The following is a 17,628-nucleotide window of genomic DNA, read 5'->3' as shown; positions in this document are numbered from 1 at the left end:
CGGGACGCCGGGCATGACGAAGGGCCCGGAGGACGAATCCTCCGGGCCCTTCGGCTACTGAGTAGCGGGGACAGGATTTGAACCTGCGACCTCTGGGTTATGAGCCCAGCGAGCTACCGAGCTGCTCCACCCCGCGTCGGTGAACACAACCATACGGGGAAGTCGCCCGAATGGGAAATCGGTTCCACATCCGTCCCCGCGCACCCCCGCCCACCACGCGGCGCACCGTCCCTCATCGTTCCCGCGCGGTGTGCCGTCCGGCCCGCGTCCGGGCCCAGGCGGCGAAGCAGACCAGCGCCGCGAAGCAGGGCACCATCAGCACCGCGTACACCAGCAGGAAGCCGCGGGTGCCGAGGTCGGCGGCGGCGTTCCAGGTGCCGTGCAGGGCCACCGACAGGACCAGCCCGGTCGGCGCCGCCAGCCGGGCCGGCCAGCGGCGCCCGGTGGTGAGGGTGAGTGCCAGCCCCAGCCCGGTCAGCGCGGTGAACAGCGGGTGGGCGAACGGCGAGAGCAGGCCGCGCAGCACGAAGGTCTGCACCGTGCTGTCGAAGTCCCGCAGGCTCGGCGGCTCGCCGAGGCCGATGCTGTCCAGCCGCTGCTGCTGGTCGTCGGTGAACGCCCGCCCCAGGTAGAGCGCGTTCTCGGTGAAGGCGAAGCCGCAGGCGGTGATCCCGCCGAGCACCACCCCGGCGGCCAGGACCCGCGGCCGGGACCGGGCCCGCCGGTGGCCGGGGCGCGGGCCGGGCAACGGGCCTGGCAGCGGGTGGAGCAGCGGGCGCAGGTAGGGGCGCAGCCGTAGTCGGCCGCGGGCGTGCGGCAGGGCGAGCCGGCGCTCGTACCCGCGCGGGCGCCGGGGGCCGGGCAGCCGGTGCGCCGGGCCCGCGCCGGGCCGTCCGCCCGGGCCCGCACCGGGCCCCGCATCGGGCCGGGCCGCACAGCGCAGCCGGCGGCCGAGCGGCAGCAGCAGGACGAGCAGGGCGGCGCCCTTCGCGCTCTCCTCGATCACCGGGGTGACCACGTCGGCGCCCAGCGCCTGGCCGAGGCTGCCCTGGTGGGCGGTGAGGTAGCTGCTGGTCCAGCTGTTGGCCAGGATGGCCACCGTGGTGGCGGCGCAGGCGCCCCAGCCGAGGCAGAAGACGATGTGCCGCAGCGGTACCCGAGCGGTCTGGTTGAGCCAGGCGAGCCCGCCGAGCACGAAGGGCAGCGGGACCATCGCCAGGCCGAGGCCGACCAGCAGCCCGGCGGTGCCGGTCTGGCGGCGGACCAGGTGGAGGATCAGCACGCCGCAGCCGGCCAGGGCCAGGACGACGGTCGCGGTCACCGAGGAGAACGCGACCGAGCGCAGCGCACGGGCGGCGGCGCCGGCGGGGCGGGCTGGGTCGGCGGTCGCGGGCGGTGCGTCCGGGCCGGCGGGGGCGTCCGCGCGGCGCGGCCGGGACACGAGGGCGGGCACGAGCCGGTGCGCCCGGCGCCTCCGGGGCCCCGGGATGGTCCGGGTGCCGGCGGTGGGCGTGGGCATCTCTCGGTCGTCGGCGGCCCGCACGGTGATCTCGTACCCGCCGCCGGACGGGGTGCTCACGCGCCACAGGGTAGGCCACGCCGCCCGGCGGCCGGGAGGAGTCGGGGCGGGCGCCTCGCTCCGGTCCCGTCCGCCGGCGGCCACCGGGGCCGGCGCGGTTCGCCGGGTCGAACGCCCGGCGGGGGCTCAGCGGCGGCGGAACAGCAGGTCGTGCACCACGTGGCCCTTGGCGATGCCGGCCCGTTCGAACTTGGTGACGGGACGCCAGGCGGGTCGCGGCGCGTAGCCGGGGACGGAGCCGTCCGGGTGGTCGGCCGGCTCCAGCCAGCCGGTGCCGTCGCCCTCGGGGTGCAGGTTCTCCAGCTCCGGCGAGGCGGACAGCACGTCGAGCATCTGCTCGGCGTACGGCTCCCAGTCGGTGGCGCAGTGCACCAGCGCGCCGGGTGCCAGCCGGGGGAGGACCAGTTCCAGGAAGGAGGGCTGGACCAGGCGGCGCTTGTGGTGCTTGGGCTTGGGCCACGGGTCGGCGAAGTAGACCCGCAGACCGGCCAGCGAGGCGTCGGACAGCATGTCGCGCAGCAGGATCACGGCGTCACCGGCGGCCGGGCGGACGTTGGTGCTGCCGTCGCGCTCCAGCAGGCCGAGCAGGTTGCCGTGGCCGGGGGTGTGGACGTCGGCGGCCAGGATGCCCGTCGCGGGGTCGGCGGCGGCCATCGCGGCGGTGGTCTCGCCCATGCCGAAGCCGATCTCCAGGGTGACCGGCAGGCCGTCGAACAGCGCGGGCAGGTCGAGCGGGGTGCCGTCGATCGCTATACCGTACTTCTCCCAGCCCCGGTCCAGCGCGCCCGCCTGGGCGTTGGTCATCCGGCCCCGGCGCGGCTGGAAGCTGCGGATGCGCCGCTCGCTGTGCTGGGCCTCGGTGGCCTTGTGCGGGTACATCGGCGCGGGGTACGCGGCGGGCGCCGCGGAGAGCCGGGCGGAGGGCGATGGCTGGGGGATCGGGGCGGTGGCAGTCACAATCACCCGAGTCTACGGGGCGGTCGGTCGCGGGCCGCAGGCCCTGTGACGGTCCCCACGTCGGCCCTCACGTCCACCTCGCGTCCACCCTCGCGTCCGCCCGGTCCGCCGTCGCCGCGGGCCGTCCTCAGCCGCCCGCCTCCAGCGCGGCCAGCGCCCGGCGGGCCACCTCCCGGCCGATCGGCAGCGAGGCGGTCGCCGCCGGGGAGGGCGCGTTCAGCACGTGCACCAGGCGGCGGGTGGAGCGCGGGTCGTCCGGGTCGAAGCCGGCGAAGGCGAAGTCGTCCAGCAGCGAGCCGTCCCGGGCCACCGCCTGGGCGCGGACGCCCGCCCCGGCCCGGACCAGGTCGGCCGCCGTGACGGCCGGCAGCAGCCGCCGGACGGCGGCGGTGAACGCCCGCTTGGACAGCGAGCGGTGCAGTTCGCCCACCTCGTAGCGCCAGTGCCGGCGGGCTATCTGCCAGGTGCCGGGGAAGGCGACCGTGCCGGCGAGGTCACGCGGGCGCACGGTGCGCCAGTCGTAGCCCTCGCGGGCCAGCGCCGGCACCGCGTTGGGGCCGACGTGCACGTCCCCGTGCACGCCGCGGGTCAGGTGGACGCCCAGGAACGGGAAGGCCGGGTCGGGTACCGGGTAGACCAGCCCCCGGACCAACTCCCGCCGATCCTTGACGAGTTCGTAGTACTCGCCGCGGAACGGCACGATCCGCACCCCGGGGTCGTCACCGGCCAGCCGGGCGATCCGGTCACTGTGCAGGCCCGCGCAGTTCACCAGGACCCGGCAGCGCAGCTCGCCCGCCGAGGTCTGCACGGTGACGCCGTCGGCCCGTCGGGCGACCGCCCGCAGCTCGGCCCCGGTGCGGATCTCCGCCCCGGCCTCGCGGGCCAGCCGCGCGTAGGCGGCGGCCACGGCGGGGAAGTCGCAGATGCCGGTGGTCCCGATGTGCAGCCCGGCGATGCCGGTGACCTGCGGTTCGTGGGCAGCGATGCCCCGGCGGTCCAGCTCGGTGACCGGGATGCCGTTGGCCCGGCCGCGTTCGGCCAGCGTGCGCAGCCGGTCCAGTTCGGCGGGCCCGGTGGCGACGATCAGCTTCCCGGTGACCTCGTGGGGGATGGCGTGGGCGCGGCAGAACTCGACCATCTCGGCGGCGCCGGCCACCGCGTAGCGGGCCTTGAGCGAACCCGGCCGGTAGTAGACGCCGCTGTGGATCACCCCGCTGTTGTGCCCGGTCTGGTGGGCGGCCAGGCCGGGCTCCTTCTCCAGGACGGTGAGCCGCAGCCCGGGCCGGGCCCCGGTCAGCGCGTACGCCGTGCCGAGCCCGACGATCCCGCCCCCCACCACCAGTACGTCGACGTCGTACCGCACGGCCCGCTCCTCGCCTCGCCTCGTCCGACCGTCCCCGTCCGTCCGCGATGTTGCCACGCCGGCGGGGGCCGGTCGAGGGGGCCGGGCCCTCGGCGGGGCCGTCGGCGGGGCCGTCGGTCAGGCCGGGGCGACGATCACCGCGCGGGCCCGTTCGGTCAACTCGCGGACGCGGCGCTCGCCCTGGAACGGCTCCAGCCGGCGCAGCATCTCCACCACGTACTCGCGGCTGCGCTGCGAGGAGATCCGCCCGGCCACGTCGACGGCGCGCTCGCCCGCCGCGACCGCCGCGTCGAGGTTGCCCGCCTCGGCCTCGGCCATCGCGGAGACCACCAGCCGCAGGCCGTGCGAGCGGACGAACCCCTCGGTGGGCCGGGCCAGCGCCTCGCGGGTGAACTGGCGGACCTTGGAGGGCACACCGAGGTCGCGGAAGCACTCGGCGGCGTCGGCGGCGAGCCGGTCGTAGGCGTAGAAGTCGATCCACGCCGGATCGGGATCCCCAGCGCGCGCCCGCTCCAGCGCGCTCTCCGCCGCCCCGAGCGCCGTCGCGCACGCCGCCGCGTTCCGCGCCTTGGCCTGGGCCCGTGCCTCGACCAGGTGGAAGAAGCTCATCGTCCGGGCGGTGGCCAGGCCTCGGTTGCGCTCCAGGGCGGCCTGGGCGAGGTCCACGGCCTCCTCGGCGAAGCCCCGGTACCCGGCCTGCAGGCTCATCGAGGCCAGCACGTAGCCGCCGAGCGGGACGTCCGCGGCGGCCCGGGCGAGCCGCAGGGCCTGGATGTAGTAGCGCTGGGCGGCCTCGTGCTGGCCGGTGTCGAAGGCCATCCACCCGGCCAGCCGGGTGAGTTCGGCCGTCGCGCCGAACAGCGCCCGGCCCACCGCGTCGCTGTACGAGGCCAGCAGCAGCGGTGCCGCCTCGACCCGCAGGCACTCCGGCACCATCGACGAACGCCAGTCCCCGCCACCGTACTTGGAGTCCCAGCGGCGGGCCTCCTGGGCGGCCTCGCGGAGCTTGGCGGCGTCCGAGTGGCCCACCCGGTACGAGCCGGCCTCGGCGGGGGAGCGCGGCACCTCGCGGGCCACCGAGCCGTCGGCGGGGGTGATCAGCCAGCGGGAGACCGGGGTCGCGTACGCGGCGACCGAGAAGGTGCCGGCCAGGCTGTCGCTCCAGCGCCCGCCGCCGGGGCCGCGCCGCAGGTCGAGGTCGACCCGCCAGAGGTCGGTGGCGGAGCGCACCGCGTCGGGGACCTCGCGCGGGAAGGCGAGGCCGAGTTCGGGTGCCGGGTCGGTGTCGCCGAGGCCGATCTCCTCCAGCGGCACCGGCCGGCCGAGCTTGCCGCCGATGGCGGTGGCGATCAGGTGCGGGACGGGCCCCTGCGGGACCATGCCCTTGCTGACCCAGCGGGCCACCGAGGTCTTGTCGTAGCGGAGCGTCAACCCGCGTTGTGCGCCGAGGTCGTTGACGCGGCGGGCCAGCCCCGCGTTGCTGATCTGAGCGAGCGTCAGGAGCGTGCCGAGCCGTTCGTTCGGTCCTCGTGGGCTGACGGTCATGGTGGCGGGGGCACCTCCTGCGGCCTTGTGCGCGGGGCCCGGGCGGCACCGGGCCGTAGCTGCTGTACCTAGAGTAGTCGGACGCGTTCCGACGGTTAAGAGGCCGCATTCCGGATGGCGGGATCGCGCGCCCGGGTCCGGCACGTGGGCGGTCCGGCGGATCGGTGCGGACCGCCCGGATCCGGCCGTCCGGGGGTGTCCGGGCGGCGCGCCGGAGCGTCGTGCTCCGGTCCCGTGTCGATGTGCGCCCGGCCGTGCCCCCTGGCCCGACCGGCTGGTCGGCGATTCGCTGGTGGTCGTGGGTCGGCCCGCCGTCGAGGACCCGGCGGGCCGGGGGATGCCACCGCCTACATCCCCGCGGGCGGTGGCGCCGTCCGGGAGGGCATGCGGATGCCCTCCCGGGCAGAGCGACGTCTTTCGGCCATTTCGCGATGGCCATGACAGGGCGTTGCGGAGGGCGGTCCGGGCCGAGGAGGGGGAGGCCCGGCCCGCCCCGACGGGGCGGCCCGTCCGGGGCGTTGTCCGGGGGGCGTCCGAGTGTCGTCCGGGCGTTCGACGCCGGGTGCCGGTGGGTGCACGCGCCCGCCCGGAGGCGTACCGGAAACGACAACTCCGGTCACCGGGAGCGCGACCGGTGGCACCATGTCTTCTGACGGTGCGCCACGGGCCGACCAGGGGGACCGCCCGCTGACGGGCGCACCGCGCGGTGCTGGTCCTCGTGCGGTGGAGGCGTGATGCGGTGGCTGACGGGCTGGTGCACGGGCGCGCCCCGACCGGGTGCGCCGGCGCACGAGCCGCCCGGCGCGGTCGCCCCGATCGCCGCGCGCCCCCTGTGGGGCGGGCCCGACCCGCTCTGGGCCGTCGGCGACTGGCGGCCCGAGGAGATCCGCCTGGTCACCCTCCGGCCCGGCGCCCCCGCCGTCGTCACCACCGGCCCCACCGGCCCGGACCCGGTCGAGGCCGGCCCCGCCGTGCTGAGGCTCGCCGTCCTGGGCCACTGCGGCGCCACCGACGCCGAACTCGCCGCCGGCCTGGCCGCCGCCCGCGGCGGCGCCGTCCGCCACCTCACCGCCTGGCCCGGCGGCTACACCGTGGTGCTGCGCAGCGGCACCCGCTCCACGGTGCTGCTCACCGACCTGGCCGGCGCCCGACCGGTCTTCCACACCCCCTGGGGCGGCGGCACCGCGTACGCCACCGCCGCCCTGCCGCTCGCCGACCTGATCGGCGCACCACTGGACACCGGCCACCTCGCCGCCCGGCTGGCCTGCCCCGAGGCGCCGGAGGCACTCGGCACCGGCACGCCCTACCTCGGCGTGCAGCGGGTGCCGCCCGGGCACGCGCTGGGCCTGCGGGACGGGCGGCCGTTCCTCTCCGGGTACGACGAGCCGGGTGCCGGCGGGGCGCGCGGGCGCGGCGAGGCGGCGGCCGTCCGGGAACTCACCCGGGCGCTGCTGGAATCGGTCCGCTTCCGGGTCCGCAGCAGCCCGGCCGGGCCGCCGGGGCGGGCCCGGCTCGGCGTCGACCTCTCGTACGGGCCGGCGTCGGCCACCGTCGCCCTGCTCGCCGCCGCCGTTCCGCCGGCCGCCGGCGTCCCGCGGCAGCCCGGGCCGCCGCCCGCCGAGTTCGGACCGGCGGCGGAGCCGGGACCGGGCGTCGACCGGCCGACGGTCGTGCGCACCGGCGCCGTGAAGGGCTCCTGGGCCCGCACCGCCGGCCGACCGCGGACCGCCCCCGAGCCGGTCGCCGCCATCACCTCCGGCGACGCCGCCGCCCCCGCCGCCCCGGACGTGCCGCGACTGCGCCACATCGTGCTCGCCACCGGCCCGGACACCCTCCCCTACGCGGACCTGCGCGCCGACCCGACGGCCGGGCGGCTCACCGACGAGCCCGGGCCGGAACTCGTCGCCGCGGCCTGGGCCGGGGCCCGGTTCGAGGCGGGCGGCACCGAGCACCTCACCGGCCACGGTGCCCGGCACGTCCTGGACGGCCACCCGGCCCGGCTGGCCGACCTGGTCCGGGCCGGCCGGGCGCGCGAACTCCTTTCCCCGGTAGCCGCGTTGGCGGGCGCCGACCGGGCCGCCGCCGGCGTCCTCGCGGGCGCGCTGCGGACCCCGCTCACCGTGCTGCGCGCCGCCCACCGGCTCGCCCGCAGCCGGTACGCGGACGCGCTCGACGACACGGCCGTGAAGCTGACCCTGCGCCGCACCTCCGACGGCGGCGGTACGGCGGGCACCCGCTCGGCGGACGACCTCGCCTGGGTGGTCCCGGGGCCGGCCGCCCGCTGGCTGTCCGACGAGGCGCTCTCCGCCGTCGCGCTGCGGCTGCGCCTGGCGGCGCGCGAACCGGCGCCCGGGGAACACCCGGGCGCGTACCGGGCCCGGCACGCCCTCCACCGGCACGCGCGCGGCTTCCGCACGCTGGTGCACGCCACCGAACAGCCCGGGCAGCGCCTGCACGCGCCTTTCCTCGACAACCAGGTGGTGCGCGCCGCCCGGCTGCTCCCGGACGACGTCCGCCTCCAGCCCGGAGCCCGGCACGCGCTGCTGCGGTCCGTCCTGGCCGGCACCGGGCGCACCGACCTGCCGCCCGACTGGGGACGCGGGCCCCGCCCCGACCGCACCGCCCCCGCCCGGGCGGGCCTGCGGCTCGCCGCCGACGGCCTGGCCGAACTCTTCGACGCCCCCCTGCTCGCGGAGGCCGGCCTCATCGACCTCCCCGCCGTCCGTTCCGCCCTCACCCGCGCCGCCGACCGGGCCACCCCCCTCCCACCCGCCACCCTCGCCGGCCTCGCCGACCTGGTCGCCACCGAACTCTGGCTCCGCCGCATCCGCGCCCGCCGCCACGGCGCCTGCTGGACCGGCCTCCCCCACCCCACCCACCCCGCCCTCACCCCCACCCGCTTCCCCTGACCCCCGAAATATGCCGACCGGTCTCCTGATTCCCCCTGGTCGGCCCCGCGCGTGTGGAGTGGAAAGTCGGCGGGTCCGACTTCCTGTGCGGCCGGTGCGTCGCGTTGTGCCTCCTGGGTTCGTTCGGCGCGGCTCGGGGCGGGGCGGGGGTCGGGCGGCGATCATGGCGGGGCGTTCCGTCCCTTCCCTTCCCCCCTCTCCCGCATCCACGGAGGTCGTGGTGACCAGCGCCAGTCCGGATCCGTCCGCCCCCGTCGTGCTCTCGGTGCTCGGGAGGCCGCCGACGGGGCGACCGCCGGGGGTGCTCGCGGCGTGCGACGGGTCGGACGGTTCGCTCTGGGCGCTGGAACGGGCGATGACCGAGGCCGAGGCGCACGGCCTGCCCCTGTACGTGCTCGCCGTGGTCAACCCGGCGCCCGCCGGCTACCCGCCGGGGATGGCCGAGCTGGTCCAGGAGAGCGTGGAGACCCTGGTCGAGTCGATGGCCGACGGCCTGCGCCGCTCGGTGACCGCCGTCCAGCAGGCCCGCCCCCACCCCTGCACCGCCGAGATGACCCTGCACGTGGTGCTCGGCAATGTGATCGAGGTCCTGCTGGCCGCCTCGGCCCGCCAGCACACCCTGGTGCTGGGCACCCGGGGCAACGGCGGCTTCACCCGCCTCCTCCTCGGCTCGGTCGGCAGCGCCGTCGTCCACCACGCGGCCTGCCCCGTGCTGGTCGTCCCCGCCCCGCCCGAGAACTGAGCGCCGGGAGCTCCCTGGAGCGCCGGGAATGCCCCGAGATGGTTCACCGTTCACCAATTTCGGACCGTACTCCCCTCCCCACTTCCCTGGAGCCCCCGTCATGAAGGTCGAGATCTACTCCGACATCGCCTGCCCCTGGTGCTACATCGGCAAGCGCCGCTTCGAGCAGGCGCTCGACGGCTTCGCGGGCAAGGAGAACATCGAGGTGGTCTACCGGCCGTACCAGCTGGTGCCGGACGCGCCGGCCACCGCGAGCCCGCACCGGGAGTGGCTGGCCGAGCGCTACGGCCCGCAGTCCGTCGCGATGGACGCCCGGGTGGCCGAGCTGGGCCGCACCGAGGGCATCACCTACGACTTCGACGCCGCCCTGCACGCCAACACCTTCCTCGGCCACCGCCTGCTGCACCTCGCCGAGACCGAGTACGGCGCCGCCGCCCAGGGCCGCCTCAAGGAGGCCCTGCTCAAGGCGCACTTCACCGACGGCGTGGACGTCGGCGACCGCGACGCGCTCACCGAGGTCGCCGTCGCGGCGGGGCTGGACCGCGACCGGGTGGCCGCCTACCTCGCGGGCGACGAGGGCACCGCCGAGGTCCGCGCGCAGCTGGCCGAGGCCCGCGAGCTGGGCATCACCGCCGTGCCGACCTTCGTCTTCGAGGGCAAGTGGGCCGTCCAGGGCGGCCAGGACTCCGAGACCTTCCGCCGCGTGCTGGAGCAGGTCGCCACCGAGATCGGCGAGCGCCAGCCCGCGCCGGTGCAGGTCGCCCCGGCCGGCGAGGCCTGCGCGGACGGCTCCTGCGCGATCTGAGCCGCCCCGTCCCCCGGGGGCGGCCTGGTCCGAGCCGCCCCCGGGGCCCGCTTCAGACGGTCAGACGCACCTGAAGCGGGCCTCGGCCCAGTCGGCCATGTTCAGCGCCGACCAGATGCCGTTCACCGGCGTCACCACCAGCTTGATCGACTTCTGTCCGTCCAGCGGCACGTGCACCGGCACCGCCGCGTCGCCCGCCCGCAGCGTGTGCGAGCTCCACAGCGTCCGCCCGTCGTCGCCCTGGACCGAGAAGACCACGCCGCCGAAGGTCACGCTCAGGTCGTCCATCCCGGCCACCGCGTCGAAGGACGTGCAGGTGCGGTTGAGGTCGATCAGCGTGGTCGCCGGAGCGTGCACGGAGATGCCGTGCCGGTGCTCGGCGCCCGCGATCGACAGGTCGTTCCGCTGCCAGAACCAGTCGCTCCCCTTCTGCCGGATGCTCGGCTGGGGCGGGGGCACCCGGTTGTTGCCGGGCTTGATCACCGGCAGGCCGTCGGCCCAGAAGTCGGCCGGTGGCGGCGGCGTGGGGACCACCGTCGGCACGTTCGCCGTGGCGCTGGGCGTCGGGATCACCGGCGGCTGGGGCGTCGGGATGACCGGTGGTTCGGGTGTGGGCAGCGGCGGCAGGCTCGGCTGCGGGATCACCGGGACCGGGCTCGGCGACGCGCTGGGCGTCGGGGTCGGGGTCGGCGAGAGTGCCGACGTCGGCGTCGGCGTGGGTGTGGCCGTCGCGGGCGCGGTCGTCGGCGAGGCCGACGCCGGACCGGCCGACGGCGTGCCAAGTGCGGCCGGCGGGGCGGGCTTGGGCGTCACGCCGGGAGCCACGGGCGCGGACGGCGAGGGAGCGGGCTCCTCCACGGAGTCCGGTTCGGGGCCGACCGGGTCCGGCCGCGGCGCCGGTTCCTGGGCTGCCGCCCCGGGCTCGGGGGCCGACGGCGCGGGCACGGCCGGGGCGGACGCCGGGGGAGCGGCCACCGGGGGCTTGGGCTCGGGCGAGCCGGTGAGCGCGTACGCGGCGACGGCTGCGGCGGCCACCGCGATGGCGGCGGCGATACCGGCCTTGGCGGCGGTGCCCAGGCCTTCCCCGGCCGCACCGGAAGCCGCACCCGCGCCCGCACCGCCGCCACCGGCGGCCCCGGCTCCACCCGTCGCCCCCGTTGCTCCCGTCGCCGCTCCCGTCGTCGCCGCACCGCCCGCCGTGGCGGCCGCGGTTCCGGCGGCCGCGCCGCCGACCACCGCCGCCCCGCCCACGGCGGCCGCGGCGGCACCGGCACCGCCCACGCCGATCCAGGCCAGCACCCCACCGGGCAGCAGCGCGCGCAGCCCGTGGTTGATCTCGGACAGCTCCAGGCAGGCGGCCGTGCACCGGTCGCACTCCTTGAGGTGCCGCCCGACCTCCGCCGAGGCGCGCTTGCGCAGTGAGCCGCGCGCGTACGCGCCGAGCCGGTTGGCGTACGCCTCGCAGTCCCGGGCCTGGCTGCCCGAGACATGGGCCTGCAGGAAGCCGGCGGCGAGCCGGTCACGGGCCCGGTGGGCCTGGACGGCGGTCGCGTTGGCGGTCTTGCCGAGCATCACCGACACGGTCTTCGGCGACTCCCGCTCGACCTCGGTGTGCCAGAGCACCATCCGGTCGTCCTCGGGGAGTTCGGCGTAGGCCTTCATCACCATGCGCTGGTCGGCCATCGCCATCGCCCAGGCGTCGGCGCCCGGGTCGGCCAGGTCGAGGTCGACGACGGCGGCCGAGGTCTGCGCGAACACGCTGAAGTCGTCGACGAGTTGCTCGCGCCGCTCGCTGCGGGTCCAGGCCGCGGCGACGTTCCGCACGGCGGTCAGCAGGTAGGCGCGGACGGCGAACTCCGGCCCCTTGCCGGCCTTCAGCGCCTGCAGGGTGCGCGCGAACACCTCGCCGGCCAGGTCCTCGGCGGTGAAGCTGTCGCGGCAGCAGGTCCGGGCGTAGCGGCGCACCGAGTCGGCGTGCCGACGGTAGATCTCCTCGTACGCGGTGTCGTCGCCGGCCCGCACGAGCGCGGTCAACTCGGCGTCGGAGGGCGGACGTTCGCCGTCGACCGGATCGGCGGGCGCGGGCACGGTGGGGCGTGCCGGGGCGCCGGGGCCGACGAAGGCCTCCGGGGTGACGCCGCCGCGCCCGGCGGGGGCCTGCCCGGGGACGCGGCCCTGGGGGAACGCGGCGGCGGAGGCGGAAAGGGTCTCACGGCTGGGCATCCCGGCCTGGTCCGGCACCTGGCCCGCCGACAGCCCGGAGTGGGCCTGTCCCGAGTGGACCTGCCCCGACTGCATCTGCCCCGACTGGACGTGGCCGGACCGCGCCTGCCCCGATGGCAGCTGTCCGGACGCCGTCGAACCGGCCGTCGAACCGCCGCCGGGGCCCCCGGCATCGGTGCCCGGGCCGCTGGGCCTCCAGTCGGCCCCCCGGTCGGGCCCGGTCCCGGCGGACCGGCCGAAGTCGAGGCCGTATCCGTAGTCGTTCTGTTCCTCGGCGCTCACAACGGACCCCAGATTCCACGACAGCCCCCGTAGTGTGGCAGGGCGCGCGGGAGTGCGTGGGCGCACGAGCTCCCGCTGCACGGCGCCGAGGGCACGCGAACGGCGCGCATCGGGACATTGGCTCCAACCACGGGCAAAGGATGGCATAGGGCAGAGTTGGGCGGTAGCCGGACCGGCCGTGACCCACTCTTCCGTGGGGCCGTCGCGGATGTGTTCGCCTGCCGCGCGGCGTCCTGGCGGACGTCGCTCACGCCGGGCGCGCGACCCCGTTCCACGCGCTGCCCGGTTCCCCAACCTCCTTGCCCGCAGCGGACGGTGGCCGTCCGGCGGGGTGACGTTCAGCGGGCCCGCAGGCCGTCGAGCAGGATCTGCAGCAGCCGGTCCGACGGGCCTTCGACGGGTTGGCCGTCCGTCTGCCCATCAGTGGCCGGCTGCGGCGGCTCCCCGGCCACCGGGCCCGCCGCACCCGAGCCAACGGCTGTCGGTACCGTCCCGGCCCCGACACCGCCCGCCGGGGCACCGCGCCACGCGTGCACCGGCACGGACGCCGTCAGCACCAGCACCACGTCCGCGACGGTGACCCCGGGCCGCAGCTCACCGGCCGCACCCGCCCGCGCGACCAGCGCCGCGAGTAACTGCAGCAGCAGCCTCGGGTCGGCGTCGGCGACCAGCGCCGCGGCCTCGGCCTCGCTCGCCCGGACCCCGGAGTCCGCGAACCCGCGGGACGCCGCCGCCTCGCCGCGCAGCGGCTCGTACAGCACGGCGCCGAACCCGCCGACCGACCCGACCGGTCCTACCGGTTCCGGCGAACGCTGCTCGGGCACCCGCCCCAGCTCCTCGGCGTACCGGAACGCCTCCGGCGGCAGCAGCCGCCCGGCCCCGGTGGACACCGCGCGTGCCAGGTACCCGGCCAGCGCCTCCCACGCGCCGGAGCCGCCGTACAGCGACTCGCGCGCCTGGGCGGTCAGCCAGGCGACCTCCTCGGCCGCGATCCGCTGGACCAGTACCTCCTTGCTCGGGAAGCGCCGGTACACCGTGCCCACGCCGACCCCGGCCCGCCGCGCCACCTCCTCCATCGGCGCGCCGTAGCCGAACTCGCCGAACACCTCACGCGCCGCACGCAGCACGCTCTCCAGGTTCCGGCGGGCGTCGACCCGCAGCCGCGCACCCGACGGGGGCCCACCGGCCTGCGTCGTCTCGCCGCCCCGGTACGGGACCGCCGTGTACGCCGTCCCGGTCGGCCCGGGGACGCCGGCCGCACCGGAATCTCCGGGTGGCTCGGCCGGCCCGCGTTGCTCCGGCACCACGCCCTGGACGGGGTGTGCCGCACCCGCTCGTCCCAACAGTCGCTCCTGTTCCATCATCCCAACTCTCCCCCGCAGGCGTCCGGTTCCGGACCCTGTCGTCGCCCGCCCCTGCACCCCCCGGTGCAGCTACGCCTGAAAGAAATGACCGATGACCCATCGCTCGTGCCGTTGATGGTGCCGCCCGGGGACGCCCGACCGCGGGTGCGGCCACGCGCAGAACACCCGGACCCCGATCCGGCGGGCGCCGCCGGCCCGATCGAGGCGATCGGACACGGCGTGTCGGCGCCCGTCCGGGGCCTTGTCCGGGAACTACCCTTCCCCGGATCACGGTCCCGCAGTCGGGTTCTCCCGCCAACACTAGAACTGGCCGTAATGGCCGCTCCACGGTGCGTCGCCGCCAGTTGACATGGCAGTGGCCGCGCCGCCACACAATCCGACCATAGTTCACGGCCGTTCGAGGCCGAAAGTGCGTCAGAAACTCACCCCGGCAGCACATCTGTCCCCGCCGGACCTCAGCGGCCCCATCCGTCACGGTACGGACGGTGGACAAGACGGCGCCGACGGTCCTTTATTGGGGGGCGTGATGGGGGCATGCCCGGTCGAAGGCGGGCGCCGGGCCCCATCGACAGGAGGTGCGCCATCAGGATCCTGATCGTCGGCGGCGGCTGCGCGGGCATGGCCGCGGCGCTGCACCTCCAGCGCGGCCTGCGCGGGCGGCTGCGCCGCGGCGAGGTCCACCTCACCGTGGTCGAGCCACAGGCCTACCTCACCTACCACCCGCTGCTCGCGGAGGTCGCCGCCGGCAGCATCGACCCCCGGCACGTGGTGGTGCCGCTGCGCCGCGAGCTCACCGAGTGCAAGGTGCTGACCGCCCGGATCACCCGGATCGAGCACGCCACCCGCCGGGCCTGGGCCGACGCCGCCGGCCGGGGCGAACCGCCCGCGCCGGTCGAACTCGACTACGACGTCCTGGTGCTCGCCCCCGGCGCGGTCTCCCGCACCGCGTCCGTCCCCGGGCTGGCCGAGCACGGCCGGGGCTTCTCCACCGTCGGCGAGGCCGTCGGCCTGCGCAACCACGTCCTGGAGCAGCTCGACCTGGCCGCCACCACCCGCGACCCGGCGCTCCGCCAGGCCGCGCTCACCTTCGTGTTCGTCGGAGCCGGCTACGCGGGGGTCGGCGCGCTGGCCGAGCTGGAGGACATGGCCCGGTACGCCGTCCGCGGCCACCACAACATCGCCCCCGAGGACCTGCGCTGGGTGCTGGTCGAGGCCACCGACCGGATCCTCGCCGAGGAGTCGCCCGAACTCGCCGACCACACCCTGGACCAACTGCGCGAGCGCAGCGTCGACGTCCGTCTGCGCACCACCCTGGAGTCGGCCGTCGGCGGGGTCATGGCGCTCTCCGACGGCAGCCGGTTCGCCGCCCGCACCCTGGTCTGGACGGCCGGGGTCCGCCCGAACCCGGTGCTGCGCGCCACCGATCTGCCGCTGGACACCGCCGGCCGGATCCGCTGTCTGCCCACCCTCCAGGTGCTGGGCCCGGACGGCCGCGCGCTGCCGGGAGCGTGGGCCGCCGGGGACTGCGCCGCCGTACCCGACCCGCACGCGGAGGGGGCGCCGTGCGCGCCGAACGCCCAGCACGCCTTCGCGCAGGCCGGACTGCTGGCCGCCAATGTGCTGGTCGCACTGGAGGGCGGCCCGCACGCGCCCGGCATCGCCGAGTACCGGCCCGAGGCCCCGTCCTGTTCCACCTCACTGGGCCTGGGCCGGGCGGTCGCCCACACCCGGCGCGGCGGACGGCTCACCGGGCGCCGCGCCTGGTGGCTGCACCGGGCCCGCCATCTGCGCCGGCTGCCGAGCAGCGAGCGACGGGTGCGGGTCCTGGCGGACTGGGTGCTGGCCGGGTTCTTCCCCCGCGAGGTCGTCCCGCTCGGCCGGCCCGAACGGCAGGCCCCGGCCGACGAGCGTCCGGTGTGAGCCGCCCGGGCGGCCCGCCCGGCGCGGACGACTTCCGGAATCGGGCCTCCGCCTGACAGGATCTGCCCGACCGAGTCATTACCCCGTGTGCTGACGAGTGCACAAAAAGTGATGATATGTCTGGAACCCGAGGAAGCGGCCGTCGTTTGAACCTCATGCGCTGGAGCGCCCGGCTCACCGGAGTCCCGTGGCGTGCCACCCCGCCGTCCGGGGCCGGCACCGACCGCGGCGCGCCGTCCGGCGACGCCGTCGTGGTGCCCGGCCCCCGCGACCCCACCGGCCCCGCCGGACAAGCCGACACCGCCGACGCCCTCGACCCCACCGGCGTGCTCGACCCCCACCGGCCCCAGGACCTCCGCGAGGTCCTCAACCGCATCCCGGCCCCGGTCGCGGTCACCTACGGCCCGCTGCACCAGCTCGGCTACGCCAACCGCGCCTACCGCGAACTCTTCGGCGAGCGCCCCACCGGCCTGCCCGCCTGCGACGCACTGCCCGAACTCGGCACCCTCGGCGTCCTGCCCCTGATGGACCAGGTGATCCGCGGCGGCAGCCCGCGCAGCGTCAAGGCCCGCTGCATCCTCGGCCTCACCGGCAACCGCTACTACAACGTCTCCTGCGTCCCCCTCACCCGCGACCCGGGCCGTGCGGGCCCCGACGGCCGGCCCGCACTTTCCACTCCAACGAGCGACGACCCGACCTCCGGCGTCCTCGTCTTCGCCGCCGAGGTCACCGACCAGGTGCTGGCCGCCGCCCGGCTGCGCGAATCCGAACGCCGCCACCGCGAGGCCGCCGTCACCCTCCAGCGCAGCCTCCTCCCGCAGAAGCTCGACCAGCCGGCCGACCTCCGGGTCGCCGCCACCTACCAGCCCGGCGGAGCCGAGGCCGCGGTCGGCGGCGACTGGTACGACGTCATCGCCATCGGCGGCGGCCGCACCGCCCTCGTCATCGGCGACGTCATGGGCCGGGGCCTGCGCGCCGCCGCCGTCATGGGCCAGCTCCGCACCGCCGTCCGCGCCTACGCCCGGCTCGACCTCCCCCCGCACAAGGTGATGACCCTGCTCGACGGCCTCGCCATGGAGATCGACGCCAACCAGATCGCCACCTGCGCCTACGCCGTCTGGGACCCGCGGCGCCGCACCCTCGGCTACGCCTCCGCCGGCCACCTCCCGATCCTGCTGCGCTGCCCCGACGGCACCGTCCTGCGCAGTGAGGAGCAGAACGGCCCGCCACTGGGGACCGGGGGAGGAGTCCACGTCTCGCACACCCTCCGGCTGCTGCCCGGCACCACCGGCGTCCTCTATACGGACGGCTTGGTCGAACGCCGTGACGAGGACATCGACCAGGGCCTCGACCAGCTCGCCCGCACCCTCGGCGGCGCGGTCGGCACGCCCGAGGTGGTCTGCGCCCGCCTGCTGCGGGCCATGGGGGTCACCTCCGAGCACGACGACGACGTCGCCGTGCTGGTCTTCCAGCTGGTGGACGACGATCAGTCCCCCGGAGGAAGACCGGCGCTTGACTCGGCCGCCCGAGAGGTCTAGTGTTCTTCGAGCTGCCTGGCAGGGAGCACCGGACACGCATCGGCGCGGACGGTCCCGGGGCAGCCAATCCTCTGAAACACCACCTCTTCCCGGTTACGGGCCGAGGCGTGTCGTTATTTGTTTCGACGCGTTCCGGCTCAGGGTTTATTTGGTGTGCCTGTTTTTAGGGATTGCGGCCGGATTCGCTTTTCGGAGCGGTGATCGGCTAGAGTTTGAAACGTCGGACGGGGCGTCAAGCCGCAGAAGACGCCAGCGAGTTGGATGAAGGAAGCGCCGGGAACGGCACGGAAAACATCTGGTAAGCTGGAAACACGAAAGAACGAAGCGCCCGGAGGGCCGGTGTGAAAGCCGCCTGAAGGAAGCGTCCGTTCCTTGAGAACTCAACAGCGTGCCAAAAGTCA

Annotated in this window: 10 protein-coding genes, 1 tRNA gene and 1 pseudogene; 5 read left to right on the top strand and 7 right to left on the bottom strand. The window is 76.2% G+C overall.

Annotation, left to right across the window (positions count from 1 at the left end):
* Positions 1-62: 62 nt before the first annotated feature.
* The 5 genes from ABZW10_RS19090 to ABZW10_RS19070 all read right to left on the bottom strand — a co-directional run bounded on the left by ABZW10_RS19090 (position 63) and on the right by ABZW10_RS19070 (position 5,444).
* A tRNA-Met gene (locus tag ABZW10_RS19090) sits at positions 63-136 on the bottom strand.
* A gap of 96 nt (positions 137-232) precedes the next feature.
* A complete protein-coding gene (locus ABZW10_RS19085; RefSeq protein WP_355366785.1) occupies positions 233-1,579 on the bottom strand; it encodes a PrsW family intramembrane metalloprotease in 1,347 nt (448 codons plus the stop codon).
* Between the two features lie 126 nt (positions 1,580-1,705).
* Positions 1,706-2,536 carry a tRNA (guanosine(46)-N7)-methyltransferase TrmB gene (gene trmB, locus ABZW10_RS19080; protein ID WP_355366783.1) on the bottom strand — a complete coding sequence of 277 codons (831 nt, stop codon included), beginning with the start codon at positions 2,534-2,536 and terminating at the stop codon, positions 1,706-1,708.
* A 127-nt stretch (positions 2,537-2,663) separates the two neighbouring features.
* Complete coding sequence (gene lhgO / locus ABZW10_RS19075; protein WP_355366780.1) at positions 2,664-3,899, bottom strand: L-2-hydroxyglutarate oxidase; 1,236 nt, start codon at positions 3,897-3,899, stop codon at positions 2,664-2,666.
* A 117-nt stretch (positions 3,900-4,016) separates the two neighbouring features.
* Positions 4,017-5,444, bottom strand: a complete 1,428-nt coding sequence (locus ABZW10_RS19070; RefSeq protein WP_350547828.1) for an MFS transporter — start codon at positions 5,442-5,444, stop codon at positions 4,017-4,019.
* Positions 5,445-6,178: 734 nt separating this feature from the next.
* Here ABZW10_RS19070 and ABZW10_RS19065 point away from each other — a divergent pair.
* The 3 genes from ABZW10_RS19065 to ABZW10_RS19055 all read left to right on the top strand — a co-directional run bounded on the left by ABZW10_RS19065 (position 6,179) and on the right by ABZW10_RS19055 (position 9,900).
* Entirely contained in the window at positions 6,179-8,353 is a 2,175-nt protein-coding gene (locus ABZW10_RS19065) for an asparagine synthase-related protein (protein WP_355366776.1), read from the top strand.
* Between the two features lie 220 nt (positions 8,354-8,573).
* The gene (locus tag ABZW10_RS19060; protein WP_355366773.1) at positions 8,574-9,095 is read left to right on the top strand and encodes a universal stress protein; all 522 of its coding nucleotides are present in this window, start codon (positions 8,574-8,576) and stop codon (positions 9,093-9,095) included.
* Positions 9,096-9,195: 100 nt separating this feature from the next.
* Positions 9,196-9,900, top strand: a complete 705-nt coding sequence (locus ABZW10_RS19055) for a DsbA family oxidoreductase (protein ID WP_355366770.1) — start codon at positions 9,196-9,198, stop codon at positions 9,898-9,900.
* Positions 9,901-9,960: 60 nt separating this feature from the next.
* On the opposite strand, the gene ABZW10_RS19050 is transcribed toward ABZW10_RS19055, so the two are convergent.
* Both ABZW10_RS19050 and ABZW10_RS19045 read right to left on the bottom strand, forming a co-directional pair.
* On the bottom strand, positions 9,961-12,198 hold the full coding sequence (locus ABZW10_RS19050; protein WP_355366767.1) for a sigma-70 family RNA polymerase sigma factor: 2,238 nt from the start codon (positions 12,196-12,198) through the stop codon (positions 9,961-9,963).
* Positions 12,199-12,743: 545 nt separating this feature from the next.
* Positions 12,744-13,766: a helix-turn-helix domain-containing protein gene (locus tag ABZW10_RS19045; protein WP_355366764.1), complete on the bottom strand. Its 1,023-nt coding sequence runs from the start codon at positions 13,764-13,766 to the stop codon at positions 12,744-12,746.
* A 537-nt stretch (positions 13,767-14,303) separates the two neighbouring features.
* Between ABZW10_RS19045 and ABZW10_RS19040 the strand changes: the two genes are divergently transcribed.
* Both ABZW10_RS19040 and ABZW10_RS19035 read left to right on the top strand, forming a co-directional pair.
* Positions 14,304-15,689, top strand: coding sequence for an FAD-dependent oxidoreductase (locus ABZW10_RS19040; RefSeq protein WP_355366761.1), 1,386 nt, complete (start codon positions 14,304-14,306; stop codon positions 15,687-15,689).
* A gap of 251 nt (positions 15,690-15,940) precedes the next feature.
* A pseudogene (locus ABZW10_RS19035) lies at positions 15,941-17,161 on the top strand (SpoIIE family protein phosphatase); the annotation flags it as partial.
* Between the last annotated feature and the right edge of the window lie 467 nt (positions 17,162-17,628).

This window comes from Kitasatospora sp. NPDC004723 (genome assembly GCF_040609255.1).
GTDB lineage: Bacteria > Actinomycetota > Actinomycetes > Streptomycetales > Streptomycetaceae > Kitasatospora.
The sequence above is the reverse complement of the archived record's forward strand: the minus strand, read 5'-3'. Positions and strand labels throughout refer to the sequence as shown.